Here is a 25,626-nt window from a genome sequence, read left to right as displayed (position 1 = left end):
CTTTCAGTAGGTATCCACGTCATCGAGTAGCTGCCAGGCGGGAACCCGGCGAGCCTTTGGGCCGAGCAGCCGTGTTCGGGCGAACTCGAGTCGCAGGTGGCGGCCCGGTGAAGCGTCAGCGGCCGCGCCACGGTCGAGAAGGATGGCGGCTTCGTCGGCTCCAGCCCGGACGACCGCGTCGGCGTGGTATCCGTCGCGGCTCACGGAGAGTTCGACCTGGTTCGCTGGGTCACGGCTCAACCAGCCGTAGAGGCGGAGCGGGAGCTCGTCGAGGACTGGTGCGGAACGTCTCGGCGCCTTGGCGTCGGCCGCATCGAGGACGTCGTCGATTTCGCCGATGCCCTGCCAGACGTCGCGATCACCCACCAGTACCAGAGTCGACCGCGCCCGGGTGATGGCAACGTTCCACAGGTTCCGTTGTCTGCCGAGCCAGGTTCGGGTCCTGGCGGGCATGTTTGCGTCGGCAACAAGCGAAAGGACGATGGCGTCGCGTTCTCCGCCCTGAAACGTATGCACGGTGCCGACTCGGACACGTGACTCATGGCCCCAGCGCTTTGACAACAGTGCGGCCTGGGCTGCGAAAGGTGTCACCACACCGATGTCACTGTCCGGTGGTAGTTGTTGAAGCAATGCCGAAACTTCTCGTGTCACCTGCTCTGCTTCGGTGGGATTCCGCCACGATCCGTGAGCATCCCGGACAGCGGAACCCTTGACGTGAGACCACGTTATGGCGTTGCCCTGACGGCGGCGGAGCTGCCGTGTATCGGTAAGTATGGTGAGCTGCCCGAAGTAGTACCGCTCGTTGACGACAGCCGCGATATCAGGATGGCATCGGTAGTGCTCGTCGAGCAGCAGTTCGCCACTGGCTGCGGCCGAGAGCGCGTTGAACGCGGAATGTCGGCGGTAATTCATTCGCCTGGCTTCGAGCCAGGCCGCGTCCAGCCCATGCGCACGCCGTATGGATGATTCCCGAGCGGGCGTCACCGTGATCACCGGTGACAGCTGCATGGCATCGCCGATGATCAGCGCTCGCTTTGCGCGATACAACGCTGGAATCACCTGAGGAATCGAGCACTGGCTCGCTTCGTCCACGATGACCAGGTCGAACAGCCCTGGTGTGGTAGGAAATCGTCTGATGCTGTGGTTGGTGACGGCCCACGCGCGCAGGTACGGCAGGGATCGCCGTATCTCGGACCAGTCCGTGCCGCTACCCGAGGTGGCACGAACAAGCGCTTCAACGTTGTTCCGGCCACTGTGGACGGCGGTGCGGACGGTGGTTTCCAGCAGTTGCTTTGATAGCGCCCGGACGTCGTCCGCGCAGGCTCCCAGTGAAACTTCAAGGGTATGGTCGTCGTGAATGTTCGCAATGGCCGTGCGCGCGTTGTCCCATGCCACTTCCTGCTGTGCCAAAGCACCAAGCGAGGCACAGGTAGTCGCCGAGCGGTCGCCTTGCCACGAAATCGCTCGACAGAACCTTTTTCGCCGCAGTGATCCGAAGAGCTTGGCCCTGCTTATCCGGTCTGCGCGAGCAGCTAATTCGAGTAGATTCGCGCCCGCGAACAGGTTGCGCAGCTGGTTTGCCTCGTGCCCAAGGGCCGATGCGGAGGCCTGCCGGTCGCCAGCGATCCGGAGAAGATCACGTTCCTGCTCGGCTTTCTCGTTGACTGCCTTGAAAACCTGGTCAAGCGCCTTCGTTGCTTGCCAGAGGACGGCTCTCGAGGTCTGCTCATTCAAGGTGGATGGAGGAGCTGCCATCAGGCTCCGGATTGACCGTTGTTCTTGCTCGCGGTAGTTCTTCCTACCTTTCTTTGGATCACCTTTGCTCCCCGTGCGGACGAGCGCGCCTGGAACGAGCCGCTCGCAGCGCTCCCAGACCTCATCGACCGCACGATTGTTCGTGGACGTAATGAGAACGGACTGGCCGTTCGACACCGCTGTGGCGACGACGTTCGCTACCAGCTGGCTTTTCCCGGTTCCTGGGGGGCCTGTGGCCACCGTCAACGGCCGGCTCATCGCCGATTCGAGCACGGCGCGCTGGGCGTCGTTCAGCGCGAGTGGTGCTACTGGTTGCCATTCCCGTGTGTCTGCTGGACGGTTCGCACCCGCCAAAGCGGACAGCGCTGTATCGTCGGCCCGTCCGTTCGGTCCTGCTATATGTTCAAGATCCTTCAGTAGCTGAGCGTTGGCGTTGTTGCCGGGGGTGACGAGAAACAGAACGGCTGTGTTACGCGCCCCGGAGTTGGGTGTTCGGGCGTCGATGGTGGGTGCCAACGCTCCTGGACGCAACTCTTGCACGGCGTCCAGGCCGAAGTCTTCCCGAAGAAAATGGCGGATTTCAGCGACCATCTGACTGTGCATCCCGGCTTGCCAGCTTGACCGATAGGTACTGAGTAGCGTCTCCGCCTGCGCCGAGGGCAGTAGCTCCCGAACCAGCTGCGGATGAGGAACCACCTCGCCGTAAGGTTTGAGTCGGTCCCCCGCCTCGTCGGGTACGATTTCGACCCGGCGGATGAATAGTGGTGCGAATCGTGGTGTGCGGTAACTGTTGCCAGACCGGTCCTTCAGTAACACGACAGCCGGATACCCATACCACAGTTGAGTGTTCTCGTCTTCAGACCGTTCGATGAAGTCTGCTGCGTCGGCGTCGAGGGGAATCGAGCCGGAGGTGTCCAGGTCGTGCGATAGCAATCGTTCCTCGCCGGAGACGCAGACATAACTATCGTGAACTTCATTGATTCCGAGTAATGGCGTAGGCTCTGTACCGAGCTCGAGGCAATCACGGTAGTAAGCGAGCAGGGAGCCCCACGAATCTCGAGAAGTCCCTCCAGACGGCTCACGGCGACTCGGCGGCATTTCAGGCTGGGACGGTGGTATGACGGGCCGCAGTGGTGAGCCCGCGGTGCTCCTGGCGAGATCGATCCGGCTGTTCACCTTGTCCGATGAGCTCACCGGAACTTGGTAATCCTGTTGCGGGTGCCCTATCGGAATTTGGCGGACGCGATCGTTGACATAGTGGAAAAGTTCGTCGGCTGAGATGATTCCGTCGCCGCCGGTGTCTCCTTTCCCGGTACGGAGCGCCTCCACCAGCTCCGCGGTGAAAAGGGACAATTTGGGCTCCGAAGTCACACGCGGGTCGGCCCAGGATGCTTCTGTCATCCCGCTCGATGACATCACATAGACGCCGCGGGGTTGAGGTGGGCCCGCTCGGTGTGTGGCGGATTTCTTGGCGGTCGTACGAAATCCAAGGCTGAATCCGCCGCTGAAGCAGCAGTCGAAGATGGCCACCTTGCGGCCTGCCAGGCTTTCCTCGAGTTGTTCGTTGACGAAAGTGGCGCTTACTCCGGTTCGCTCGATCGTGGGCAAATTGGTATCCGAGGCGACGAAGAAGAACTCACTGGTTGCCTGCACGTGCCGGTAGCCATGCCCGCTCACGTAGAGCAGGCCGAGGTCTTCTTCTGCGAGATCTTCGAGAAACAGGCCGATTCTCTCACGCATTTGCGCTGCGTTCGGGTCGTCGACAACCTGAACCTCGTCGAACTGGCCGATCTCCGGGTCAGCGAGGACGCGCCGCAGAGCTGCGGTGTCCGTTGTCGCAAATGGGAGCACGCTGAAGTCGCCAGATTGGTACGTTCCGATTCCGACGAGCAGGGCGCGCTTGCGGCCCCGCGTCATCACGAGCGGCGCTCTTCCAAAAGTCTCGTGATGACGCGTACCTGCGCGTCGTCAAGACCTTGCGGGAGCTCGATTTCCGCGTCTCCGATGGTCAGGTGAACCGTGCAGCGTTTGGCCTCTGCCCAGGTCTTGATTGCCTGAATCAGCACTGTGCCGGTAACCGTGGCCGCCGTGCTCAGGAAGGCCCACAATGTGACTGCCTCGGCGACGGCGCTCTTCGAGTTTTCTCCAGGTGGTGCAGGTGGGGCGTATCGCATCATGACGCCTTCGAACTCATTGAGCTCGGCGTGTAGCGCGCGAGTGAGCCGTTCCGCCAGAACCGCGTTTCCGCCGCGGCGAACGCGTAGCTCCAGTGTTGGTTCAGGGTCGTTCATCGGCCCCCCTCGGGCTGACTGTCAACCATTTCGATTTGACTGTGACGATAAACCATACTCAGGTCACCCATCCGAGTGTATTCGGGTCCTGGAAGCTGTCGCAGTCTTAGCCAGTGTTCAGCAGCGAACAAACCGTATGGTCATACTTCGAATCCAGCTGAACATGCGGACGCCATCGGTCTTGGCGAGCCAGCAGGTCGTGCCCAGTTGTAGGTCGACCACGCTGCCCGGCGGTGCAAACGAGGCGAAAGTCGTCGGCCGCGTGGGTCGAAGGAGTGGGGTCGGCATGGACACGGTGGTGCTCGTGTCCGCCAGAGCCAGGTCGATCGATGGTGGTGTTGCGCTCGAGGTAGATCGACTCATGGTGAGTCCACATGGCCTGCTATAACGCGCGTGGGTGGTGTAACACTCCGTGCCCATCTTGGAGTGCCCCCGGCAGGATTCGAACCTGCGACACCCGCTTTAGGAGAGCGGTGCTCTATCCCCTGAGCTACGAGGGCATGTACTGCCAGGCGAAGCCTACCGCGTAGCTATGCGAAGGAGTACGGGAGGGCGAAGTCACCCCTGAGGGGACCAAGCCGCCAGCCCGGTGAAAGCCCAAAACCCCCCGAACGGCGGTTGTGCAGCGGCGACCCGGCGACAGGGCGGCGAAACAGGGACACTGGCCGCCTAGTGACACTCGACCTGCGGATCCGTCGCCGAGCACGCACACTCACACCCAGGAAAACAGGGTCTGAATCGAAAGCTAGATCGACACAGATGACCCGCACGGGTCACTCGTACGTGTCTGGTTTCGAAACCCTGAACAACAGTAGGTAATCTTCGTTAACGGGACGCGAGACGCCGCTCCCCCGGCTGCCGGAGGGCTTCGTTGATCAAGCTCATGTTCGCCGACGACGAGGAACTGGTCCGTTCGGGCCTGCGTGCCATGATGTCCGGCGCTGCCGACATCGAGATCGTGGGCGAGGCGAGCGACGGGAGATCAGCGGTCGAGGTCGCCCGGCGGTACCACCCTGACGTCGCGTTGCTCGACATCAAGATGCGGGCGCCTGACGACGGCATTCGCGCGCTCAGGGCCATCCTCGCGTTGCCTGATCCGCCGACGGTCGCGATGTTGACCACGTTCGACATCGACGACTACGTCAGTCTCGCGCTCAGGCTCGGGGCCAACGGGTTCCTGCTCAAGGACATCGATCCGGCGGCGTTGCTCAGGGCGGTTCGTGACCTCGCTCGCGGGGGTGCGGTGCTGGATCCCGGGGTCGCGGCGCGCATGGTCCAGTCGCATCGGGACGAGCAGCGGGCGGCGCAGCCGGCGCGCAAGCTGCTCGCGTCGCTGTCCGAACGGGAGCGTGAGGTCGTCGGGCTGATCGGCCAGGGGCTGTCCAACGCGGAGATCGGCGGGCGCCTTCACCTGTCCGAGGCCACGGTCAAGGGCTATGTCTCCGCCGTCCTGTCCAAGATCGGCGCGGCGAACCGGGTGCAGGCCGCGCTGCTGGCCTACCGCGGTGGCCTGCTCGACCAGTAATGATCCTCACCGCGCTCGAGTTCCTCGGCTTGATCGCGTTCGCCGCTTCGGGGGCGCTCGCGGCGGTGCGGTCCAGGTTGGACGTCTTCGGGGTGGTCGTCGTCGGGCTCACCACGGCGCTCGGCGGCGGGGTCATCCGTGACGTCCTCCTGGGGATCACGCCACCCACGACGTTGCGGACGTGGCCTTACCTCGCGGTCTGCGGTGGGACGGCGCTGGTCGTGTTCGTCTTCCATCCGCAGATCGCGAAGCTGCGGCGCGGCGTGCTGCTCGCCGACGCGCTCGGGCTCGGGGTGTTCGCGACGGCGGGGACCACGACCGCGTTGAACGCGGGCGCCACTCCCTACGCGGCGTGCCTGATCGGGATGACGACGGGTATCGGTGGTGGCGCGGTGCGTGATCTCCTCCTGCGGGAAATCCCGCTCGTGCTGCGGAAGGAGATCTACGCGGTCGCCGCCCTCGCGGGGGCTGTGCTCGTCGTGATCGGTCACTCTCTGCGACTGCCGCCGGGGTTGGTGACGGTGGTAGCAGCCGCCGTCGTAGTAGGGGTGCGAATGCTCGCTTTGTGGCGCAGATGGAACGCACCCGTTGCAAAAGGGCCCGAGACCGGCTGAAACGTCTTGTGGACTGTCGAATTCTCTTTGTTTGTTCTGTGTGTGTTCTTAGGCGAGTCTCAGCACTCTGCGTAAGACTGTCGCCATGCGCATCCTCGTAGTGGACGACGACAGGGCCGTCCGTGAATCACTCAGGCGATCCCTTGAGTTCAACGGGTACCAGGTGGAGATGGCCGGGGACGGCGCGCAGGCCCTGGAAGCGATCATCGCCAACAGACCCGACGCGATGGTCCTCGACGTGATGATGCCGCGGCTCGACGGCCTCGAGGTCGCCCGACGTCTGCGAAGCACCGGTGATGACCTGCCGATCCTCGTGCTGACGGCACGCGACACCGTTTCCGACCGGGTGTCCGGTCTCGACGCCGGCGCCGACGACTATCTGCCGAAGCCCTTCGCGCTCGAAGAGCTTCTCGCGCGCCTTCGTGCGCTTCTGCGTCGTGCGATCCCGGATCCGCAGGCGGGGCAGAACGCCGAGATCCTGTCGTTCGCGGACCTCACCTTGGACCCGGGGACGCGTGAGGTGCGCCGGGCGGGCCGGGAGATCAGTCTCACGAGGACCGAGTTCGCCCTGCTCGAACTGTTCCTCTCCTACCCCAAGCACGTCCTGACCCGCAGCCGGATCCTGGAGGAAGTATGGGGATACGACTTCCCGACGTCGGGCAACGCGCTGGAGGTCTACGTCGGCTACTTGCGCCGAAAGACCGAGGCGGGGGACGAGCCGAGGCTGATCCACACGGTGCGGGGAGTGGGCTACGTGCTGAGGGAAACCCCGCCGTGACCGAACCGGTCCAGGTCGTCGACGCGTCCGAAAAGGATCCGCGCGGCGACCGCTGGAGCACGCGGCGCTTCTCGCTCCGGGGCAGGGTGACGCTGCTCGCGGCCGCTTCGGTGGCGGGCGCGGTGGCGCTGGTGTCCCTCGGTGCGTACCTGGTCGTGCGCGACAACCTCTACCAGCAGGTGGACGACAACCTCCTCGCCCGCGCGCAGGCCGCGGTCGACTCGCCGCAGGTGCAGACCGAACTGCAGCAGGTGCCCGGCGCCTTCCTGGCCAGCGCGGACCTGCAGATCGGCCAGCTGACGGTCGGGCAGAAGGTCCGGCTGACCTATCCGCAGTCCGGGAGCCGCCCGCCGTACGGCGAGGACGAGATCGCGGTCGCCTCCGGGGACAAGGCGTTCTCCTTGCGCACCGACCCGAAGACCGACAGCCGCGTCGTCGCCCTCCCGCAGGGCGCGGGGCAGGCGATGGTGCTCGCGCAATCGCTCGGCCCGACCAAGCGGACCCTGAACGAGCTTTCGGTGGTCCTGTTCCTGATCGGCGGCGCCGGGATCCTGGTCGCCGCGGCCGCGGGGACGGCCGTCGCGAGAGCGGGCCTGAGGCCGGTCGACAGGCTGACGTCGGCGGCGGAACGCGTCGCCACCACGGGTGACCTGCGGCCGATCCCGGTCAGCGGCGACGACGAACTCGCCCGCCTCACCCAGAGCTTCAACACGATGCTGGGCACGGTCGCCGAATCGCAGGAACGGCAACGGCAGCTCGTCGCCGACGCCGGCCACGAACTCCGGACCCCGCTGACGTCGCTGCGCACCAACCTGGAGCTGCTCCTGTCCGCGAGCAGGCCGGGCGCGCGGACGCTGTCCGACGAGGACCGCAGCGATATCGAGGCCGACATCCGTGGCCAGCTCGACGAGCTGACCCAGCTGATCGGCGACCTCGTCGAACTCGCGCGCCAGGACGAGCCGCGGATCGAGCACGAGCGGGTCGAGATGGCCGACGTCGTCGAGCGCGCGCTGGACAGGGCGCGCCGTCGCGCGGGCGAGATCGAGTTCGACGTCTCGCTCCAGCCGTGGGTGCTGACCGGCGACAGCAGCGCGCTGGAACGCGCGGTGCTGAACCTGCTGGACAACGCGGTGAAGTTCTCGCCGGAAGGTTCGACGGTCGGGGTCCGGCTGTACCCGGTCGGCGACGGCACCGCGGTGCTCGAAGTCGAAGACGCCGGGCCGGGGATCGCCGACGAGGACCTGCCGAAGGTGTTCGACCGCTTCTACCGCTCGTCCGAGGCGCGGACGTTGCCCGGCTCCGGGCTCGGGCTGGCCATCGTCCAGCACGCGGCGCAGCGCCACGGCGGCGACGTCTACGCGGGGCGAGCTCCCGAAGGTGGCGCGCTGATGACCCTGCGGCTCCCGGGAGCCCCGGCCTGATGGGCGATTACGACAAGGGCCTCGAACTGCTCCGGCTGCTCGGCGGTGTCGAGAACCCCGCCGTGCTGGAGCTGTTCGAGGCCGTCCAGGCGACGGACTACGGCAAGGAGGCCGTCGCGTTCGTCTACGGCGGCGTCTACCAGCGGCCTGGGCTTTCGCTGGCACAGCGGCAGCTGGTGACGGTCGCCGCGCTGGAGGCCTTGGGCTACGCGGAGGCGCAGCTCCGATTCCACGAGAACGCCGTGACGAACGTCGGCGGTGACCTGGGTCAGGACGACGAAACGACCCGGCGGCTGAAGCGGATCGCGGTGTGCACGGCGAAGGGCGGGGCGGACCCGGAGCTGGCCGTCGTCCTCCGGGAGGCGCGGGACGCGGGAGAGCTCGGGGAGGCCGTCGAGGCGATCCTGCATCTCGCCGTCTACGTGGGTTTCCCCGCCGCGCTCAACGCACTCGGCGTCGCCCGTACTCTGACGAGTGATGAGCACCGAGAACGCGCCTGAGATACCGCCCCGCCGTCTGCTGTGGACACTGCTGGTGGCCGCGGTGCTGCTGGTGGCCGACCAGCTGACCAAATGGTGGGCCGTCGACGCCCTCACCGATCGCGCGCCGATCCCGGTGATCGGCGACTTCATCCGGTTCCGGCTGCTCTACAACCCGGGTGCGGCGTTCTCTCTGGGCTCGGGGTCCACCTGGATCTTCGCGATCCTCGCCGCGGCCGCGGTGGTCGCGCTGCTGTGGATCTCGCGCAAGGTCCGTTCGGCGGGCTGGGCGATCTCGCTCGGTCTGCTGCTCGGCGGCGCGACGACGCATCTGGGCGACCGCCTGTTCCGCGAGCCCGGCTTCGCACGCGGCCACGTCGTCGACTTCATCGACTACAACGGCTGGTTCGTCGGGAACGTCGCCGACATCGCGCTGTTCTTCGGCGCGGTCTCGCTTTTCGTGCTCAGTTTCCGCGGCGTCCCGATCGACGGCGTCAAGCCGTCGGAAGAGGCTCCGGCCGAGTAGTTTCCGCCTCTCCGGCACACAAAGTCCGTGTTTGATCGTGTAGGATTTTGTGTAGTTGATCCAGTGTAGTCATCGGAGGCTTCGTGCTCGCGCGGCAACGACAGGCGGTGATCCTCGAGGAGGCGCGCCGGACCGGGGCGGTCCGGGTCAGCGACCTCGTCACGAGGCTCGGCGTTTCCGACATGACGGTGCGCCGCGACCTCGACGTACTCGCCGGCCGGGGGCTGGTCGAGAAGGTCTACGGCGGCGCCACCTCCATCGTCGGCAAGAGCACCGACGAACCCGGTTTCGAGGCCAAATCCGTGCGCCAGCGCGCGCAGAAGGAAGCCATCGCCGCCCTCGCGGCCGGCCTGGTCCGGCCGGGCACCGCGATCGGCATCTCCGCGGGCACCACCACCTGGACCCTGGCCAGGGCGCTCGACGAGGTCCCCGGCCTGACGATCGTCACGAACTCCATCCAGGTCGCCGACGTGCTGCGCGGCGCGAACCAGCCGGATCGCACGGTGGTCCTCACCGGCGGCGTCCGCACCCCGTCGGACGCCCTGGTCGGGCCGGTCGCCGTGCAGAGCCTGCGTTCGCTGCACCTGGACGTCGTCTTCCTCGGCGTGCACGGGATGGCCGACGGCCCCGGGTTCACCACGCCGAACCTCACCGAATCCGAGACCGACCGCGCGCTCGTCGAAGCGGGCCGCAAGCTGGTCGTGCTGGCCGATCACACCAAGTGGGGAATCGTCGGCATCTCCACCATCGCCGGGCTCGAAGAGGCCGACGTCGTCGTCTCGGACGACGGTTTGTCCGACAGCGCGAGGGAAACGCTCACCGAGCAGGCGGGTGAGCTGATGATCGCCGAAACGGCGGAGACGGCTGAGGCTGAAGAAGCGTGAAGCGCACGGTTAGGCACCTGGCCGACGGCCGGGAGATCATCTATTTCGACTCGCCCGGCGCGCCCGACCGCACCGCCGAGGACACCCGTGACCTTCCCCGGGTCGCGGCGGCCTCGGAGATCCGGCGCGACCCCCTGACCGGGGAATGGGTGGCGATGGCCGCGCACCGGCAGACGCGGACCTACAAACCGCCCGCCGACCTGTGCCCGCTGTGCCCCACGAAACCCGGCAAGCCCAGCGAGATCCCGGAGCCGGACTACGACGTCGCGGTGTTCGAGAACCGCTTCCCTTCCTTCTCCCGCAACGTCCTCGGCGACTCGTCCACAGTGGACGGCGCGGGGCTGGTGCCGATCGCGCCGGGCGTCGGCCGCTGCGAGGTCGTCTGTTTCACCAGTGACCACGACGGTTCTTTCGCCGGGCTGACGGCGAAGCAGGTCCGCGCCGTCGTCGACGCCTGGGCCGACCGTACCGCCGAACTGTCCGCGATGGACGGTGTCGAGCAGGTCTTCCCGTTCGAGAACCGCGGCGAAGAGATCGGCGTGACCCTGCATCACCCGCACGGTCAGATCTACGGCTACCCGTTCGTGACGCCGAAGACCGAGCGGATGCTGGCCCTCGCCCGCGCCTACGAGGCCGAACACGGCCGTCCGGTGATGGGGGACGTCCTGGCCGCCGAACGGGAATCCGGGGCGCGCGTCGTGGTCGCCGGCGAGCACTGGACGGCGTTCGTGCCGCCCGCCGCGCGCTGGCCGGTGCAGGTCCAGATCGTGCCGCATCGCCAGGTGCCCGACATCCCGGCGCTGACGGAAGCCGAGCGCGACGACTTCTCCGACGTCTACCTCGAAGTCCTTCGCCGCTGCGACGGGCTCTACGACCGGCCGTTGCCCTACATCGCCGCCTGGAACCAGGCGCCCGCCAAACGCGATCGCGAGCTCGGCTGGCTGTACCTGGAGGTCTTCTCGGTCCTGCGCTCCAAGGACAAGCTGAAGTATCTGGCGGGTTCGGAGTCGGGGATGGCCGTGTGGATCAACGACGCCACGCCCGAGCAGATCGCGGACAGGCTGCGCGCCACCCGCTGACGGGGCCATACTCATGTGCGATGCACAGCTTTGGCTCAGGAACTTCTCAGGACCATCCCGCAAGGTGAAGACATGACCGAGAACGACCCCAGCGGCCAGGACGCCGAGAAGGCGCGGCCCGCCGGCATGCAGCCGGACGCGGAGCAGAGCGCGAGCTGGGCCGCACAGCCCGCCCCGCAGCAGGCTGACGCGACCGGCCTCGGCGGCCATGCCACTCCGCACACCGGAGCGCAGCAGGCCTACACTCCGGAACAGCAGTACAACCCGTGGTCGCCCCAGGCCCAGCAGACACAGGCCCAGCAGGCGCCGTACACCCAGGGAAATCAGATCCCCGGCCAGCAGCAGCCGTTCACCCAGCCGGGTCCGTCGGTTTACGCGGTCCCGCAGCAGCGGCAGGGGCCGAAGTCCACCTCGGGCAAGCTGCTCGCCGGTGTCGCGGCGGTCGCGCTGGTCGTCGGCGGTGTCGCGGGCGGCACGGTCGGCTACCTGACCGGCGACGCGTCCGGCGGCTCGTCCGTGAACGCGCTCGACGCGCCGAAGCCCGCCCAGCAGACGGGCAACCTGCCCGCCGGTTCGGTCGAGTCGGTGGCGCAGAAGCTGTCGCCGAGCGTCGTCGAGCTGCAGGTGTCCGGGCGATCGGGTGCGGGCGAGGGTTCCGGCTTCGTGCTCAGCACCGACGGCTACGTGCTGACCAACAACCACGTCGTCGAGGTCGCCGCCGCCGGCGGGCAGATCCAGGCGGTGTTCCAGGACGGCAAGAAGGGCACGGCGACCGTCGTCGGCCGCGACCCCACGACGGACATCGCCGTGGTGAAGGTCAGCGGCGTCAGCGGCCTGACCCCGGTGGAGCTCGGCCGGTCCGACGACCTGCGGGTCGGGCAGCCGGTGGTCGCCATCGGTTCGCCGTTCGAGCTGGCGGGCACGGTCACTTCGGGCATCGTCAGCGCGCTGAACCGGCCGGTGAGCGCCGGTGGCGGCGGAGATCAGACCACGGTGATGTCGGCGGTGCAGACCGACGCGGCGATCAACCCCGGCAACTCCGGCGGCCCGCTCGCGAACATGGCGGGTCAGGTCATCGGCATCAACTCGGCGATCTACAGCCCGAAGTCGGCCCAGGGCCAGAGCGGTGAGAGCGGCGGCAACGTCGGCATCGGCTTCGCGATCCCGATCGACCAGGCGCGCCGCACGGCCGACGACATCATCAACACCGGCCAGGCGACGCAGACCTTCATCGGCGCCCGCGTGCAGACGGCGCCGACGGGTGGCGCGCAGCTCGGTGAGATCTCGCCGGGCAGCCCCGCCGAGAAGGCGGGCCTCAAATCCGGTGACGTCGTGACGAAGCTGGACGACCGGTCGATCCCCAACGCGGACGCGCTCGTCGCCGAGATCCGCACCCGGGCGCCGAACGACAAGGTCAAGTTCACCCTCGGCGGTGACAAGGTGGTCGAGGTGACCCTCGGCGGCCAGCCCGTCACCCCCAACTAGTTCCGCACAGACGCTCGGCCGCGGTGCGCGGCCGAGACCAACCCCGGCTCGAACCCCCAGCGGGCCGGACCCAGAGGCCACGCGCGACCGGCTGCCAATCCCGGTCGCGCGTGGCCCTTTTAACGCGCTTTTCGGGGAAGGAGCGCGGCCACGAGGACGCCGAGCCAGACGACGGCGAGCGTGACGAGCAGGCCGGTGACGGTGTCGGCGTCGTGCAGGCCGGGATTCCGGGCGCCGCCGAAAGGCCGCCACAGCAACGGGAACGCGAGCAGGGTCAGGACGCCGGTGAGGACGGCGCCCGTCTTGACCGGGGTCTTCCAGCGTTCCGGGAGGAACCTGCTCAGGGCGAACCCCACGGCGCCGGCCAGCGGCGCGATCAGCAGGTCGTGCACCAGCGGGCCGCCGGCGAGCCAGCCGAGCGTTCCGAAGACGTCCGGGCGCAGCGGGAAGGCGTACTCGGAGAACAGCACCGCGCCCCAGGCGAGCGCGCCGATTCCGGGCAGGAAAAGCAGTAGCCGCAACGTCTTCACAGCGTCTCCAACCGGGTGACCCATTTCGTCTGCAGGACGCCGGGCCGGTTCGGGGCGATGATCCGGCACGGGAAGCCGTGGTCGGCGTCGAGGACCTCGCCGTTGAGTTCGAGCGCCAGCAGGGTGAGTTCGTCCGCGGTGTGCTCGCCGGGGAGGTCGCTGATCCCGTACGGCCCGGCCTTCTCCAGCGAGAACACGCGAACCGGGGTACCCGGCGCGCTTCCGGCGTGCCGCAACAACTCCGGCAGCGAGACGCCGCTCCAGCTCGCGGACTCGCTCCAGCCTTCGACGCACGCGATCGGCAGTTCGGCGGAGACCCGGGGGAGCGCGCGGAGTTCTTCCAGCGAGTAGGTCTTCGTGCCCTTCGGCGTCACCACGGACAGTCGCCAGTTCGGGTCTCTCGCCGTGTCCAGGACGCCGGCCGCTTCGGCGGTTCGGTTCACCGGAAGCCCCTGCGGTCCCTTGTCACTGCGCCAGGAAAGTCCGGACACGGTGCGCAGCAACGGAACCGTCGCTCCGGCCGTCGCCACGACGGCGACTCCCGCGGCCAGCCAGGTCGTGCGGAGGAAGGCACGTCGCGAGGGTTCGGGTGCCTGAGCGACCGAGCGGCGCACGATCGGGAGTTTCACCGCGATGTGCACCAGGATCGAGCCGATCGCCACCCACGCGAGGGCATAGTGCAGCTGCGGGAAGTAGAACGTCCACGGATAGTTCTGCGCGACGTTGAACAGGCCGGTGACGAGTTCGAAGAACACGGCCGCGGACAGCACCAGGATCGACAGGCGTTCGAGCGCGTGCGGCAGGGAACGGATCACCGGCCGCTCGAACAGTTTCGGGAAGACGCTCCAGAGTTTGGCCAGCAGCAAGGGAACCGACGCGATCCCGGAGATCACGTGCGTGCCCTGGGTGACCCGGTACAGCCACACCGGGCGGCTCGGCCAGCCGAACCACGACGGCGGATGCTGGACGAGATGGCTGATCAGGCCGGTGACGAAGCACAGGGTGAAGGTGACGGCGAGGGCGAGCCCGATCCGGGACGTCACCCGCTCGGAGGTCGGGTTCATGCTTTCTCCAGGCAAGCGAACCAGCGATGGTCGCGGCGGGTTTCCCAGGCGACGCGGAACGCGGTGCGGGCAGCGAGTCCGGCGATCGCTTCGACGCCGACCCACGCCCAGGTGAACCAAGCGCCGCCGGTGTCGTCGCTGCCGGGGCGCAGGCGGACCCGGTCCTGGCGGATGCCGCGACCGGGCGGGTCGAGTTCGACGAGCACCGTGCCACCGTCGCCGATCAGTTCCGCCATCCGCGTCAGCAGCCGGAGCGGGTCGCCGCCGATGCCGACGTTCCCGTCGGCGAGCAGGGCGTGCCGCCAGCGGCCTTCGTCGGGCAGCCGGTCGAAGACGTCCCGGTGGAGCGCGGCGGCGCCCCGGGCGTGCGTGAGCCGCACGGCGGTGGCCGAGATGTCGACGCCGAGTGAGGCGACGCCGCGTTCGGACAGCGCGGCGGTGAGCCTGCCGGGGCCGCAGCCGACGTCGAGGGTCGGGCCGTCGCAGGCGTCGAGGAGGACGTCGTCGCCGTCGCAGGGGATGGCCGTCCAGCGGTCCACCGGCAGGTCGACGCGTTCGCCGGTCGCGAGTTCCAGCCAGCAGCGGTGGCCGAGCAGGCCGCGGTCGAAGGCGGTCACCGGACTTCGGCCACCGCTCGGGCGAACCGGCTCTCCGGCTTGAGAGCCGCGACCCGCCGCGCGTCCGCGAAAGTGTCCACATCGGACAGCATCGGCAGGACCCCGGGGCTCAGGCCGACGTCGGCGAGCGCGTGCAGCGTTTGGCGGCCGGTGTCTTCGCGGGACATCGGGACCCCGGCGAGGACCTTGGCGTGCAAGGGATCCTTGAGTCCCAGCGCCCACCATCCGCCGTCCTCCGCCGGCCCGAGGACGGAGTCTTCGAGCCGGTTCGCGGCGTCGGCCAGCAAGCCCGGGGTGACCTGCGGGGTGTCCATCCCGATCTGCAGCACCGGTTCCCCGGGACGGGGAGCGTCGGCGTGGGCGTTGACGAGGCGGACGTCGAAACCGTCGCCACGTTGGGGGATCACCTCGGTATTCCGGAGCACCGTGGCGATTTCCGCGCCGCGGGCGGCTTTGCCGAGCTCGCCGGTCAGCGCGACGACCACGCGGGCGTTCGGGGTCAGCAGGGCGGCGTCGAGGGTGTCGAGCAGTGAGGCGGCCGCGATCCCGGCCGCCTGCTCCGGCGTCGCGGGCGGGCAGAGTCGCGTCTTCGCGAAGCCGGGCACGGGCGCCTTGGCGACGATCAGCAGGCAGAAGCTCATCGGCTCAGCACCCGCCCGAAATCCCGCGCCGCGCGGAGGGTGCCGCGCAGTGAACCGGAGACCTTCGACTTCGTGCCCTTGGCGCGTTCGCCGTACGAGACGTCGAACTCGACGACCCGCCAGCCCGCGCGCTGGGCCTTGATCAGCAGTTCGAGCGGGTAGCCGAAGGCGCGATCGGTGACACCGAGGTCGAGGATCGCCTGTCGCCGGACGGCCCGCAGCGGCGCGATGTCGCGGACCGGCAAGCCCTTGTGCCGCAGGAGGGCCGAGATCAGCGCGTTGCCCGCTCTCGCGTGCCACGGCCAGACGTTCCGGCCGGTCGGCACTCGACGTCCGACAGCCAGGTCGGCATCGGCCAGCCCGCGCACCAACATCGGCAGTTCGGCGAGGTCGAGCGAACCGTCGGCGTCGGCGAAACACACGACGTCCGCCGTGGCCGCCTCCAGCCCGGTGTGCACCGCGGCGCCGTAGCCGCGCCGGGGTTCGTGGACGACCTTCGCGCCGAGCCCGGCCGCGATCTCGGCGGAACCGTCGCTCGATCCGTTGTCGACCACGATCGCCCGATAGCGTTCGGGCAGGGCCGCCAGTACCCCTGGCAGGGCACCGGCCTCGTCGAGACAGGGGAGCACGACGTCAACCTGGTCATCGTTCACCCATCGCACGTTAAGTCCGGGATGGACGGACGAAAACCCTTGTCGTGCTTACCGAATCATGACGTCGGCGAAGTTCTTACCGAGTTCTGACGGACAGCCTCTGCACGCCGTCGCCAGGCTGGAACGCGGTTATGGTGCCGGTGATGTCCACTGTCACCGCCCCTACCCGCACGGGCCGCCGGGCCGATCTGATCGCCGTCGGGCTGGCGATGCTCGTGGTCGCCGCCGCCATCGCGGTCGGCCTTTACTACAACCGCCCCGGTTCCGGCGTGGTGATCTACGCCTTCGCGCCGCCGCTGTTCGGGCTGTGGCTGCCGCATGTGGGGCCGGGCTCGGTCGCCGCCATCGTGCTCGCGCTCCTCGTCGTCACCAAAGGTCCCTTGCTCGCGGCCCGGCTGAGCTGGCGTCCGCTGCTCGCGCTCGGGTACGTGACCGCGCTGGCGTGGACGTTCTCGCTGGCGATGATCGACGGCTGGACGCGCGGCTTCACCGGCAGGCTCACCACGGAGCACGAGTACCTGCACGAGGTCCCGGGGATCACCGACATCCCGAAGATGCTGAGCGAATTCTCCTCGCGCATCCTGGACTACCAGCCGGACTCGTGGACGACGCACGTCTCCGGGCATCCGCCGGGCGCGACGCTGGTCTTCGTCTGGCTCGACCGGCTCGGCCTGCACGGCGGCGCCTGGGCGTCGACGTTCGTCGTGCTGGTCGGCTGCCTGGCCGTGGTCGCGGTGCCGGTCACGCTTTCCGCGCTGGGCAGGCAGGACGCCGCGCGGACGGTCCTGCCGTTCGCCGTCCTGACCCCGGGCGCGATCTGGCTCGGCGTCTCGGCGGACGGGCTGTTCGCCGGGGTGACGGCGACCGGGATCGCACTGCTGGCGCTCGCCACGCGGCGCCGCGTCCTCGCGCTGCCCGGCGGTCTGCTGCTCGGGTTCGGCCTCTTCCTTTCGTACGGCCTCGTGCTGCTGGGCCTGCTCGTGCTGGCCGTCGTCCTGCTGACCCGTGAGTGGCGGATCCCGCTGCTCGCCCTGGCGGGTGTGGCCGCGGTCGTCGTGGCCTTCGCGCTGAGCGGGTTCTGGTGGCTCGACGGGTATCACCTGGTGGTCGAGCGCTACTACCAGGGGATCGCGACGCTGCGTCCGTACTCCTACTGGGTGTGGGCGGATATCGCGGCGGTGCTGATCGCGATCGGCCCGGCCGCGATCGCCGGGACGCGCCGGGCCGGGGCGGCGTTCCTCGCCGAGCCGAAACGGTCTTTCCGCGACCCGGTCATCCTGATCGTGCTGGCCGCGGCGCTGACGATCGCGTTCGCGGACCTTTCCGGCCTGTCGAAGGCCGAGGTCGAACGCATCTGGCTACCGTTCGAGGTGTGGCTGCTGCCCGCTGTGGCGCTGCTTCCGCAGGCTGGACGGCGGTGGTGGCTCGCCGCGTCGGCGGCCACGGCGCTGGTGGTGAACCATCTGGTGCTGACGAGCTGGTGAGGTGGGCTTCATGACAGAGCAGGGCCGCGTGCTCGTGGTCGACGACGACGAGACCGTCCGGGACGTCGTCCGGCGGTACCTGGAGGTCGCGGGCTTCGACGTCGACGTCGCCGGGGACGGCACCGAGGGGCTGCGGCTGTTCTCGGCGACCGGGCCGGACCTCGTGGTCCTCGACGTCATGATGCCCGGCCTCAACGGGCTCGAAGTGTGCCGACGGCTGCGGCAGGTGAGCCAGGTGCCGGTCGTGATGCTGACCGCGCTCGGCGAGGAGGAGAACCGGATCGCCGGCCTCCAGCTCGGCGCCGACGACTACGTCACGAAACCCTTCAGCCCCAAGGAACTCGCGTTGCGCGTGGCGTCGGTCCTGCGGCGGGCGCGGATGCCGCGGCCGGAACCGGCGGCGCGCCTGATCACCGACGGGGACCTTTCGTTGCAGATGACGGCGCGGCAGGCGACCCTCGGCGGCGCCGAACTTCCTCTGACGAGCCGGGAATTCGATCTGCTCGCGTTCTTCCTCACACATCCCGGCGTGGCGTTCTCCCGCGCCGACCTGCTGGAGAAGGTCTGGGGCTGGGACTTCGGCGACCAATCCACGGTGACCGTCCACGTCAGGCGGTTGCGGGAGAAGATCGAGCGGAATCCCGCCAAACCCGTCCGCGTCGCCACCGTGTGGGGCGTCGGCTACCGGTACGACCCGGTGCGGCCGTGATCGGCGCGGGGGAGTCGCTCGGCGAGATGCTGGCGCACGCCTGGCACATCCTGCCGTTCGCGCTGATGTTCGCGGTGCCGGTGGTGCTGCTCGGCGGCTTGGTGTTGTACCTGCTCAGGCGTGGTTCGCTGGCGGGCACGATGACGATCCTCGTGCTGATCCCGGTGCTCGCGACGCTGATCGCGGTGCTCGGGATCAGCGGGTTCATGTTCACCCCCGCGCTGACCACGATGACGCTGGTCTGCCTGCTGGTCGCACTGGTGACGGTGCCCGCGGCGCTCGTGCTCGGCCGCATGATCGCGCGCCGCAGTGTGTGGGAGCGGGAGGCACGGGAACGGGAGCGCGCGGCCGAGGCGTCGCGACGCGAACTGGTCGCGTGGATCAGCCACGACCTGCGCAGCCCGCTGGCCGGGATCCAGGCGATGGCCGAGGCCGTCGCGGACGGTGTCGTCGCCGAACCGATCGAGGTCACCGGTTACGCGCGGCGGATCAGCGGTGAGACCACGCGGTTGTCCGGCATGGTCGGCGATCTGTTCGAGCTGTCGCGGATCACCGCGGGCGCGCTGGAACTGACCATGGCCGCCGTGCCGCTGCGCGACGTCGTGAGCGACGCCGTCGCCGCGCAGGCACCGCTGGCGCAGCAGAAACGCGTGCGGATGATCGAGCAGGCCACCGTATGGCCGGTCGTCTCCGGCAGCGACCCGGAGCTGGCGCGGATCGTGCGCAACCTGGTGTCCAACGCCGTGCGGCACACCCCGCCGGACGGGACGGTCGCGGTGCAGATCGGCATCGACGGCGGCGAGGCGCTGCTGGCGGTCTCCGACTGCTGCGGCGGGATCCCCGACGACGAGATCGGGCGCGTTTTCGATGTCGCGTTCCGCGGAACGCCGGCGCGGACGCCCGAGCGTGGCGGGCTGGCGAGCGGCGGCGGGCTCGGACTGGCGATCGCGAAAGGCCTTGTCGAGGCCCATCGCGGCCGCATCGGCGTCCGGAACGACGGTCCGGGATGCCGCTTCGAGGTCCGGTTGCCGCTGGCGATGCCCTGACCCGTGTCAGTGCCGTGTCACCGCTGTGTCAGCACGGATCGCGATGGTTACCGGCATGACGAACTCAGCGAGCACAGCCAAGACGATGTTCCGGCGGGCGGGGGTCACCGCGGTGGCCGCCGCGCTGCTGGCCGGGGTGGCCATGCCCGGAGTGGCCGCGGCGGACTCCGGGCGGGACCGCCCGGACCTGCGGACGATGGTCCAGGACATCGCCGCCTCCGGATTCGCCGGGGCGCAGCTGCGGGTGCACGACCAGCGGGGCGACTGGACCGGCAGCGCCGGGGTGCGTGAACTGGGCTCGGCCGCGAAGCCGCCGACGAACGGGTGGTTCCGGATCGGCAGCAACACCAAGACCTTCGTGTCCACCGTCGTCCTGCAGCTGGTCGGCGAGGGAAAGGTGGGCCTGGACTCCCCGGTTGCCGGCTACCTGCCCGAGTTCGGCCTCGACCGGCGGATCACCGTGCGGATGCTGCTGCAGCACACCAGCGGCCTGTTCGACTACACCGGCGCCGTCCTGCCCGACGGTACGGTCGTGCCCGGGATCCCCTTGGCGGGCAAGGAGTTCCTGGACAACCGGTTCCACACCTACCGGCCGGAGGAGCTGGTGCGGTTCGGCCTGTCCAAGCCGCCGCTGTTCGCGCCGGGAACGGACTGGAACTACACGAACATCAACTACGTCCTGGCCGGGCTGGTGATCAAGAAGGTCACCGGCAACTCCTACGGCGACGAGGTCCAGCGGCGGATCCTGCGGCCGCTGGGGCTGCGGGACACCGTGGTGCCGGGCACGTGGCCGGGGATCCCGGGCCCGCACGCCCACGGCTACTACCGCTACGAGGAGGCCGGACAGTGGAAGACGGTCGACATCACGAACCAGAACCCCTCCTGGGCCTCCAGCGCCGGTGAGCTGATCTCGACCACCAAGGACCTCCACACGTTCTTCTCCGCACTGCTGGGCGGAAAGCTCCTGACCGCCCCGCTACTCGCCGAGATGCGCAAACCGCACCCCAAGGGCGGCTACGGCCTCGGGCTCTACGTCCAGGACACGAGCTGCGGCACCGTCCTCAAGGGCATGGGCGGCTTCCACGGCTATGGGACGCTGATGGCGAGCACGCTCGACGGAAGCCGGACCTACGAACTGTCCATGACCTACGGCGACTCCGACGCGGACCTGGGGAAGGCGTACTTCAAGGCGGACCAGACGCTCACCGACAAGGTGCTCTGCGACAAGTAAAGGCGTCAGAGGCGAAGGAATCCCATGTCCGGGAAGTGGGCCGGCGCGATGATCGCGCCGGTCTCTTCGGCTTCGGCGAGGAAGCGCAGCCGGGTGCGGAGCGCGAGATCCGGGTCGACGTCGCTGAGGAAGCTCACCCGCGTGTCCGTCAGCTGCGCGGGCGTGTGCAGGACGTCGCCGAGCAGCAGCAGGCGCTCGTCGTCCGCGGTGATGTCGAGGACGTAGTGGCCCGGTGTGTGGCCGGGGGCGTGCCGTGCCACGATCCCGGGCGCGATCTCGACGTCGTCGCCGCTGATCGCCTCGGTCAGGCCCGCGCCCCGCGCGGTCTCCATGCCGACACGGCCCCACTCGCCCGCCCCGGCGGGCTCGATCAGGGCTTCCCAGTCGAGCTGTCCGAAGACGACCTGAGCGCCGGGGAAGGTCAGCTCGCCTTCGGGGGCGATCCAGCCGATGTGGTCGTTGTGCAGGTGGGTGAGGAAGACGGTGTCGATCTCGCCGACCGGGCAGCCCGCCTTGTCCAGCGCGGCCGCGAGGTCGCCGCCCGTGCCCATCGGCGGGGTGGGGTCGCCCTTGGCGGGCGTCATCCCCTTGGGGAAGGCGAACTCGCGCGGGCCGAGACCGGTGTCGACGAGGATCGTGCGGCCGCTGCCGCGGATCAGGTACGCGCCGGTCGGGACGTGCACGGTGCCGTCCTCGTCGAGGACGTCCGGGTGGGCTTCGGGGTCGAGGCCGGGGAAGAACGCGAGCGGCAGCCTGATGAGGCCGTCCCCGAGCGCTTCGATCTCGATGTCTCCGACGGTGATGCCCACCAAAACCCCCAAAAAGTCGATTCCGTTGCCGGGAACGACAACCGAGCGGGGGCCGGGTCTGTTCCCGGTTTCAGGAACCGACCGGTTCCCGCAGTTCAGCGGTGGCGAACCCGGCGATGCCTTCGGCGAAACCGGTCCGCGCGGTGAAGCCGAGCAGCCGTTCGGCGCGGGCGGGGTCGGCGACGACATGCCGGACGTCGGCCGGCCTCGCGCCGCCCGCGATCTTCGGAACCGGGCCGTCGCAGGCCTTCGCGAGCTCTTCGGCGAGTTCGCCGACGGAGTGCGGTTGCCCGGAGCAGATGTTCAGCGGCGTCAGGTCGGCCTCGGGGCCGTCGGTGGTCAGCGCCAGGACGTTCGCCCTCGCGACGTCGTGGACGTGCACGAAGTCGCGCTGCTGCTTACCGTCCTCCAGCACGACGGGCGCCTCGCCGCGCAGGAGCGAGGACCGGAACAGCGACGCGACGCCCGCGTACGGGGTGTTCTGCGGCATTCGGGGCCCATAGACGTTGTGGTAGCGCATCGCCCAGACCGTCCCGCCGGTCTGCCGGGCCCACGCCGCCGCCAGGTGTTCCTGCGCGAGCTTGGTGGCCGCGTAGGTGCTTCGCGGCCGCAGCGGCGCGTCCTCGGGGACCAGCCGCCAGTCGAGCTCGGCGCCGCACGCCGGGCACGCGGGCTCGAAGCAGCCCGCGTCCACATCGGACTGTTTCCGTGGCGACGGCGGGACGATCCCGTGGATGGGGCATTCGTAGCGGCCTTCGCCGTAGACGACCATCGAGGACGCGAGCACCAGCTTCCGGACCCCGGCCCGGTGCATCGCGGCGAGCAGTACGGCTGTCCCGTAGTCGTTGTTCAGGGCGTACGACGGCGCGTCGGACGGGTCGACGCCGTGGCCGACGACGGCCGCCTGATGGCAGACCGCGTCGACTCCGTCCAGCAGCTCGGCGACCAGCTCGGTGTCGGTGACGTCGCCGCGCAGGAACCGGTGGCGGCCGGTGTACGCGGGCGGGCGCGGCGAACCGTGGGCGGTGCGCAGGAGGCTGTCGAGGACGACGACCTCGTGACCCTGATCGGACAGCAGATCGGCGATGTGGGAGCCGATGAACCCGGCCCCGCCGGTTACCAGTGTTCGCACCTTCACGACGCTAGGGGCGATCTTCGCCGTGAGCCCCGGATCGGCGGCTCACGTCAGGGAATCGTCACAACTCGTGGCCCCTGACACCGCGGGAGCGAAGATCAGCCGAAACCGGATACGGTGTGCCTATGGAACGGAGCGCACAACGGCTGGGCCGCGCACTGGTGGTCATCGTGGACGACCGTGTCGCCCACGGCGAACACGAGGACAACACGGGACCGCTGGTCACGGAGCTGCTCGAAGAGGCGGGGTTCATCGTCGACGGTGTCGTGGTGGTCGAGGCCGAGACGGCCGCGATCCGCAACGCGCTCAACACCGCGGTGATCGGCGGCGCCGACCTGGTGATCACCGTCGGCGGCACCGGGGTCTCCCCGCGCGATCGCACACCCGACGCGACGGCCGGTGTGCTCGACCGTCCGATCCCGGGCATCGGCGAGGCCCTGCGCGCGTCCGGCCTGGCCGCCGGTGCGGTGGACGCGGGCATCTCCCGCGGGCTCGTCGGCGTCTCCGGCAGCACGCTGGTGGTCAACCTCGCGGGTTCACGCGCGGCCGTCCGCGACGGCATGGCGACGCTCTCGTCGCTCGTGCCGTACGTGATCGACGAGCTTTCCGGGCTCGAAGAGGCCTAATTCTTGGCGGCGGGTCCGGGCTCTGCCCCGGGCTCGCCCTTTTTGTCCTGGTGGAGTACTCCTTCCACTTTTTCGGTGACCTGGCCGATCTTGTCCTCGAACCGGCCGCCGGTGACCTTGTTCGCCCCGGCAGACGCGACCGTGACGCCCTTGGCCGCGACGTCGCCCGCCTTCTCGGCCAGCGGCCCGGCCTTCTCGCGGACTTCGCCCGCGACCTCTTCCGCCTTGTGGACGGCCTGCGCGGCCAGTCCCTTCGCTTTGTCGACAATGCCCATACGCTGATGGTCCCACCGGTCGGCGGGTCCCGCGACCGGTGCGAAAATGACGTCATGCCAGGTGAAGACAAGGACAAGCGCCCTGAAGCAGAGGCGTTCTCCTCGGAGACACAGCGCCGGGTCGACGAGATCTTCGGCGATGTCCTGCCGGACACGACCTCCGACGAGCGAGAGCCGGGGCAGCGAGCCCCGGACTCCGACTCGTGGTATCTGGAGAACCGGCCGCCTCATCACGACCGGTGATCCGGATCAGCCCTGGCGGTTCTGCTGCGCGCGAAGCAGGTCGCGGATCTCGGTGAGCAGTTCGACGTCGGTCGCCTCCGCCGGGCCCGCCTCCTCGCCGCGCTTGCGCCGCTCCTGGACGTGCTTGACCGGCAGCACGATCACGAAGTAGACGACACCGGCGACCAGCACGAAGTTGATCGCCGCGTTGATCACGCCGCCGAAGTCGAGGAACGTGGCGTCGTTCGCGGACAGGATGTTGAATCCCAGCCCCTTGGCGGCGTCCGAACCGCCGATGGTGTTGATCAGCGGTTTGATCAGGCCGGTCGTGAACGCCGTGACGATCGCTGTGAACGCGGCGCCGATGACCACCGCGACCGCGAGGTCGACGACGTTCCCGCGCATCAGGAAGTCCTTGAAACCCTTGAGCAAGACGCTCTCCTCTTCACCTGGGGACGGTTCGCCGACCGTCCCTTTTTTCTCTACCGGGGGGACGCAGGCGCCCGCCGCCACCGGGCAGGCGCGAGCTAGCGGAGGGTAACCGTTAAGGACCGTTCCAGCGAAGTGGCCGCGACCCGTGTCGCGATCGCGGAGGGCAGGGAGAGCAGCACCAAAGGTCCCTTGCTCCCGCCGCCGGAGGCTTTCGGCTCGCGGATGCCCTGCTCGCCGACGGCCGCCACGACGGCCATGCTGGCCAGCACAGACGCCTCTCGCCCGGCCTCGGCGGCCGCGACGACATCGACCCGCTGACCCGGCCTGAGGAGCTCCGCGACACCCGCGTCGGCGAGCCTCACCGGCACGGTCGAGCTCTCGGGATCACCCGATCCGGGGATGGCCGCTTCCAGCAGGCGGACGTCGGTCAGCGGTTCGCCCGCCCGCGCCGCACCGACGAGCAGCCGTCCCTCCACCGAGGCCGCCTGGCCGGTGGCGCCCTGTGGACGGACGTCGTCCGGGAGGTCGACGAGCTTGAGGTCCCCGGCCCGCAGCAGCGACCCGGCCGGGAGGTCACGGGCGGAGACCACGGTCGCGATACCGGGCGCACCGCGCGCCGACGCGGGCAGGAAGAGCGCTATCAGGCCGCTGAGCAGCAGGGACAGGGCAAGCCAGCGGCGGAGCAGCCGCGCGGGCCTGCCGTGGAGTCTTCGCAGGACGGGCAGATCGTGGAGCACGGGATTCCCCTTCGTCGATCGGTGATGATCTCGACGCTAGGGGCGGTGCGCCGCCCTGGAAAGAACGAAAACCCCCGGCTGTGGATAACCGGGGGCCTGTGGACAACTCGGGACGTCAGGAAGCGGCGGCGGCCGTTTTCGTCGTACCCGTGGAGGACGATGCCGAGCTCTTCGACTCGCTCTTGGTCTCCGACTTCGACTCGGTCTTCGACTCCGACTTGGTCTCGGTCTTGCCCTCGCTCTTGGAGGACGAGCCCGAGGTCGTGTTGGCCTTCGAGTCACGCGAATCGTTGCGGTAGAACCCGCTGCCCTTGAAGACCACGCCGACCGAGCTGAAGACCTTGCGAAGCGGGCCCGAGCACTGCGGGCACACGGTCAAGCTCGCGTCGGAGAACGACTGCACGGCCTCGAAAGCGTGGTCGCATTCCTTGCAGGCGTATTGGTAGGTGGGCACTGCTGCTCCTTCGTGCATTGGCACTCAGCCGACATGAGTGCTAACACAACACGGTACCGGGGCATTCCGACGCAGGTCAAACAAGGTTTCCCAAGGTCACATGAGGACCTGGTCACGCCCGCTA

General features: G+C 68.7%; 28 protein-coding genes and 1 tRNA gene. 15 read left to right on the top strand and 14 right to left on the bottom strand.

Annotated elements, in window-relative coordinates; genetic code table 11:
- Positions 1-3: 3 nt before the first annotated feature.
- The 3 genes from ACFOSH_RS18230 to ACFOSH_RS18220 all read right to left on the bottom strand — a co-directional run bounded on the left by ACFOSH_RS18230 (position 4) and on the right by ACFOSH_RS18220 (position 4,546).
- Complete coding sequence (locus ACFOSH_RS18230) at positions 4-3,672, bottom strand: caspase, EACC1-associated type (RefSeq protein ID WP_378240208.1); 3,669 nt, start codon at positions 3,670-3,672, stop codon at positions 4-6.
- The gene (locus ACFOSH_RS18225) at positions 3,672-4,046 is read right to left on the bottom strand and encodes an effector-associated constant component EACC1 (RefSeq protein WP_378240129.1); all 375 of its coding nucleotides are present in this window, start codon (positions 4,044-4,046) and stop codon (positions 3,672-3,674) included. The genes ACFOSH_RS18230 and ACFOSH_RS18225 overlap by 1 nt, the downstream gene beginning before the upstream one ends.
- Before the next feature lie 427 nt (positions 4,047-4,473).
- Positions 4,474-4,546, bottom strand: a tRNA-Arg gene (locus tag ACFOSH_RS18220).
- Positions 4,547-4,917: 371 nt separating this feature from the next.
- Here ACFOSH_RS18220 and ACFOSH_RS18215 point away from each other — a divergent pair.
- The 9 genes from ACFOSH_RS18215 (at position 4,918) to ACFOSH_RS18175 (ending at position 12,837) form a co-directional block, all read left to right on the top strand.
- A complete protein-coding gene (locus ACFOSH_RS18215) occupies positions 4,918-5,571 on the top strand; it encodes a response regulator (RefSeq protein ID WP_005155565.1) in 654 nt (217 codons plus the stop codon).
- A complete protein-coding gene (locus ACFOSH_RS18210) occupies positions 5,571-6,185 on the top strand; it encodes a trimeric intracellular cation channel family protein (RefSeq protein ID WP_378240128.1) in 615 nt (204 codons plus the stop codon). Before ACFOSH_RS18215 ends, ACFOSH_RS18210 begins: the two co-directional genes overlap by 1 nt.
- Before the next feature lie 85 nt (positions 6,186-6,270).
- Positions 6,271-6,963 carry a response regulator transcription factor gene (locus tag ACFOSH_RS18205; protein ID WP_378240126.1) on the top strand — a complete coding sequence of 231 codons (693 nt, stop codon included), beginning with the start codon at positions 6,271-6,273 and terminating at the stop codon, positions 6,961-6,963.
- Positions 6,960-8,384, top strand: coding sequence for a HAMP domain-containing sensor histidine kinase (locus tag ACFOSH_RS18200; RefSeq protein ID WP_378240125.1), 1,425 nt, complete (start codon positions 6,960-6,962; stop codon positions 8,382-8,384). The genes ACFOSH_RS18205 and ACFOSH_RS18200 overlap by 4 nt, the downstream gene beginning before the upstream one ends.
- Positions 8,384-8,884, top strand: a complete 501-nt coding sequence (locus tag ACFOSH_RS18195) for a carboxymuconolactone decarboxylase family protein (protein ID WP_378240124.1) — start codon at positions 8,384-8,386, stop codon at positions 8,882-8,884. The genes ACFOSH_RS18200 and ACFOSH_RS18195 overlap by 1 nt, the downstream gene beginning before the upstream one ends.
- Positions 8,862-9,389 (top strand): signal peptidase II, encoded by a 528-nt coding sequence (gene lspA / locus ACFOSH_RS18190; RefSeq protein ID WP_378240123.1) that lies wholly within the window; start codon positions 8,862-8,864, stop codon positions 9,387-9,389. The genes ACFOSH_RS18195 and lspA overlap by 23 nt, the downstream gene beginning before the upstream one ends.
- 83 nt (positions 9,390-9,472) lie before the next feature.
- The gene (locus tag ACFOSH_RS18185; protein ID WP_378240122.1) at positions 9,473-10,273 is read left to right on the top strand and encodes a DeoR/GlpR family DNA-binding transcription regulator; all 801 of its coding nucleotides are present in this window, start codon (positions 9,473-9,475) and stop codon (positions 10,271-10,273) included.
- The gene (gene galT / locus ACFOSH_RS18180; RefSeq protein WP_378240121.1) at positions 10,270-11,352 is read left to right on the top strand and encodes a galactose-1-phosphate uridylyltransferase; all 1,083 of its coding nucleotides are present in this window, start codon (positions 10,270-10,272) and stop codon (positions 11,350-11,352) included. Before ACFOSH_RS18185 ends, galT begins: the two co-directional genes overlap by 4 nt.
- A gap of 72 nt (positions 11,353-11,424) precedes the next feature.
- Positions 11,425-12,837 (top strand): S1C family serine protease, encoded by a 1,413-nt coding sequence (locus ACFOSH_RS18175; RefSeq protein ID WP_378240120.1) that lies wholly within the window; start codon positions 11,425-11,427, stop codon positions 12,835-12,837.
- Between the two features lie 119 nt (positions 12,838-12,956).
- On the opposite strand, the gene ACFOSH_RS18170 is transcribed toward ACFOSH_RS18175, so the two are convergent.
- Genes ACFOSH_RS18170 through ACFOSH_RS18150 form a run of 5 tightly spaced genes read right to left on the bottom strand, consistent with a single transcriptional unit; the run spans position 12,957 to position 16,342 of the window.
- Positions 12,957-13,367, bottom strand: coding sequence for a hypothetical protein (locus ACFOSH_RS18170; RefSeq protein WP_378240119.1), 411 nt, complete (start codon positions 13,365-13,367; stop codon positions 12,957-12,959).
- The gene (locus tag ACFOSH_RS18165) at positions 13,364-14,431 is read right to left on the bottom strand and encodes a molybdopterin-dependent oxidoreductase (RefSeq protein ID WP_378240118.1); all 1,068 of its coding nucleotides are present in this window, start codon (positions 14,429-14,431) and stop codon (positions 13,364-13,366) included. Before ACFOSH_RS18165 ends, ACFOSH_RS18170 begins: the two co-directional genes overlap by 4 nt.
- Positions 14,428-15,048, bottom strand: coding sequence for a methyltransferase domain-containing protein (locus ACFOSH_RS18160; RefSeq protein ID WP_378240117.1), 621 nt, complete (start codon positions 15,046-15,048; stop codon positions 14,428-14,430). The genes ACFOSH_RS18165 and ACFOSH_RS18160 overlap by 4 nt, the downstream gene beginning before the upstream one ends.
- Positions 15,045-15,689 carry a TIGR04282 family arsenosugar biosynthesis glycosyltransferase gene (locus tag ACFOSH_RS18155; protein WP_378240116.1) on the bottom strand — a complete coding sequence of 215 codons (645 nt, stop codon included), beginning with the start codon at positions 15,687-15,689 and terminating at the stop codon, positions 15,045-15,047. Before ACFOSH_RS18155 ends, ACFOSH_RS18160 begins: the two co-directional genes overlap by 4 nt.
- On the bottom strand, positions 15,686-16,342 hold the full coding sequence (locus ACFOSH_RS18150; protein ID WP_378240115.1) for a glycosyltransferase family 2 protein: 657 nt from the start codon (positions 16,340-16,342) through the stop codon (positions 15,686-15,688). Before ACFOSH_RS18150 ends, ACFOSH_RS18155 begins: the two co-directional genes overlap by 4 nt.
- A 131-nt stretch (positions 16,343-16,473) precedes the next feature.
- Between ACFOSH_RS18150 and ACFOSH_RS18145 the strand changes: the two genes are divergently transcribed.
- Genes ACFOSH_RS18145 through ACFOSH_RS18130 form a run of 4 tightly spaced genes read left to right on the top strand, consistent with a single transcriptional unit; the run spans position 16,474 to position 20,812 of the window.
- Positions 16,474-17,826, top strand: coding sequence for a hypothetical protein (locus ACFOSH_RS18145; protein ID WP_378240114.1), 1,353 nt, complete (start codon positions 16,474-16,476; stop codon positions 17,824-17,826).
- Between the two features lie 10 nt (positions 17,827-17,836).
- Entirely contained in the window at positions 17,837-18,535 is a 699-nt protein-coding gene (locus ACFOSH_RS18140) for a response regulator transcription factor (RefSeq protein ID WP_378240113.1), read from the top strand.
- Positions 18,532-19,581, top strand: coding sequence for a sensor histidine kinase (locus tag ACFOSH_RS18135; RefSeq protein ID WP_378240112.1), 1,050 nt, complete (start codon positions 18,532-18,534; stop codon positions 19,579-19,581). The genes ACFOSH_RS18140 and ACFOSH_RS18135 overlap by 4 nt, the downstream gene beginning before the upstream one ends.
- A 55-nt stretch (positions 19,582-19,636) precedes the next feature.
- The gene (locus ACFOSH_RS18130) at positions 19,637-20,812 is read left to right on the top strand and encodes a serine hydrolase domain-containing protein (protein WP_378240111.1); all 1,176 of its coding nucleotides are present in this window, start codon (positions 19,637-19,639) and stop codon (positions 20,810-20,812) included.
- Between the two features lie 5 nt (positions 20,813-20,817).
- Here ACFOSH_RS18130 and ACFOSH_RS18125 read toward each other — a convergent pair whose 3' ends face one another.
- Together ACFOSH_RS18125 and ACFOSH_RS18120 are read right to left on the bottom strand one after the other, a co-directional pair.
- The gene (locus ACFOSH_RS18125; RefSeq protein WP_378240109.1) at positions 20,818-21,621 is read right to left on the bottom strand and encodes an MBL fold metallo-hydrolase; all 804 of its coding nucleotides are present in this window, start codon (positions 21,619-21,621) and stop codon (positions 20,818-20,820) included.
- Between the two features lie 70 nt (positions 21,622-21,691).
- On the bottom strand, positions 21,692-22,753 hold the full coding sequence (locus ACFOSH_RS18120) for an NAD-dependent epimerase/dehydratase family protein (RefSeq protein ID WP_378240108.1): 1,062 nt from the start codon (positions 22,751-22,753) through the stop codon (positions 21,692-21,694).
- Between the two features lie 128 nt (positions 22,754-22,881).
- Between ACFOSH_RS18120 and ACFOSH_RS18115 the strand changes: the two genes are divergently transcribed.
- Complete coding sequence (locus ACFOSH_RS18115) at positions 22,882-23,382, top strand: MogA/MoaB family molybdenum cofactor biosynthesis protein (RefSeq protein ID WP_005155592.1); 501 nt, start codon at positions 22,882-22,884, stop codon at positions 23,380-23,382.
- Here the strand turns inward: ACFOSH_RS18115 and ACFOSH_RS18110 are convergent.
- The gene (locus ACFOSH_RS18110; RefSeq protein WP_378240107.1) at positions 23,379-23,657 is read right to left on the bottom strand and encodes an Rv0909 family putative TA system antitoxin; all 279 of its coding nucleotides are present in this window, start codon (positions 23,655-23,657) and stop codon (positions 23,379-23,381) included. The genes ACFOSH_RS18115 and ACFOSH_RS18110 overlap by 4 nt on opposite strands.
- A gap of 54 nt (positions 23,658-23,711) precedes the next feature.
- On the opposite strand from ACFOSH_RS18110, the gene ACFOSH_RS18105 reads away from it, so the two are divergent.
- Positions 23,712-23,900, top strand: coding sequence for a hypothetical protein (locus tag ACFOSH_RS18105; RefSeq protein WP_378240106.1), 189 nt, complete (start codon positions 23,712-23,714; stop codon positions 23,898-23,900).
- 6 nt (positions 23,901-23,906) lie between these two features.
- Here the strand turns inward: ACFOSH_RS18105 and mscL are convergent, their stop codons facing one another.
- The 3 genes from mscL to ACFOSH_RS18090 all read right to left on the bottom strand — a co-directional run bounded on the left by mscL (position 23,907) and on the right by ACFOSH_RS18090 (position 25,502).
- Positions 23,907-24,311, bottom strand: coding sequence for a large-conductance mechanosensitive channel protein MscL (gene mscL / locus ACFOSH_RS18100; protein WP_378240105.1), 405 nt, complete (start codon positions 24,309-24,311; stop codon positions 23,907-23,909).
- 95 nt (positions 24,312-24,406) lie between these two features.
- Positions 24,407-25,048 carry an SAF domain-containing protein gene (locus ACFOSH_RS18095; protein ID WP_378240104.1) on the bottom strand — a complete coding sequence of 214 codons (642 nt, stop codon included), beginning with the start codon at positions 25,046-25,048 and terminating at the stop codon, positions 24,407-24,409.
- Positions 25,049-25,163: 115 nt separating this feature from the next.
- Positions 25,164-25,502, bottom strand: coding sequence for an FmdB family zinc ribbon protein (locus ACFOSH_RS18090; protein ID WP_378240103.1), 339 nt, complete (start codon positions 25,500-25,502; stop codon positions 25,164-25,166).
- Between the last annotated feature and the right edge of the window lie 124 nt (positions 25,503-25,626).

Origin of the sequence: Amycolatopsis speibonae (assembly GCF_042647925.1) — a bacterium.
Classification (GTDB): Bacteria; Actinomycetota; Actinomycetes; order Mycobacteriales; family Pseudonocardiaceae; genus Amycolatopsis; species Amycolatopsis speibonae.
The sequence above is the reverse complement of the archived record's forward strand: the minus strand, read 5'-3'. Positions and strand labels throughout refer to the sequence as shown.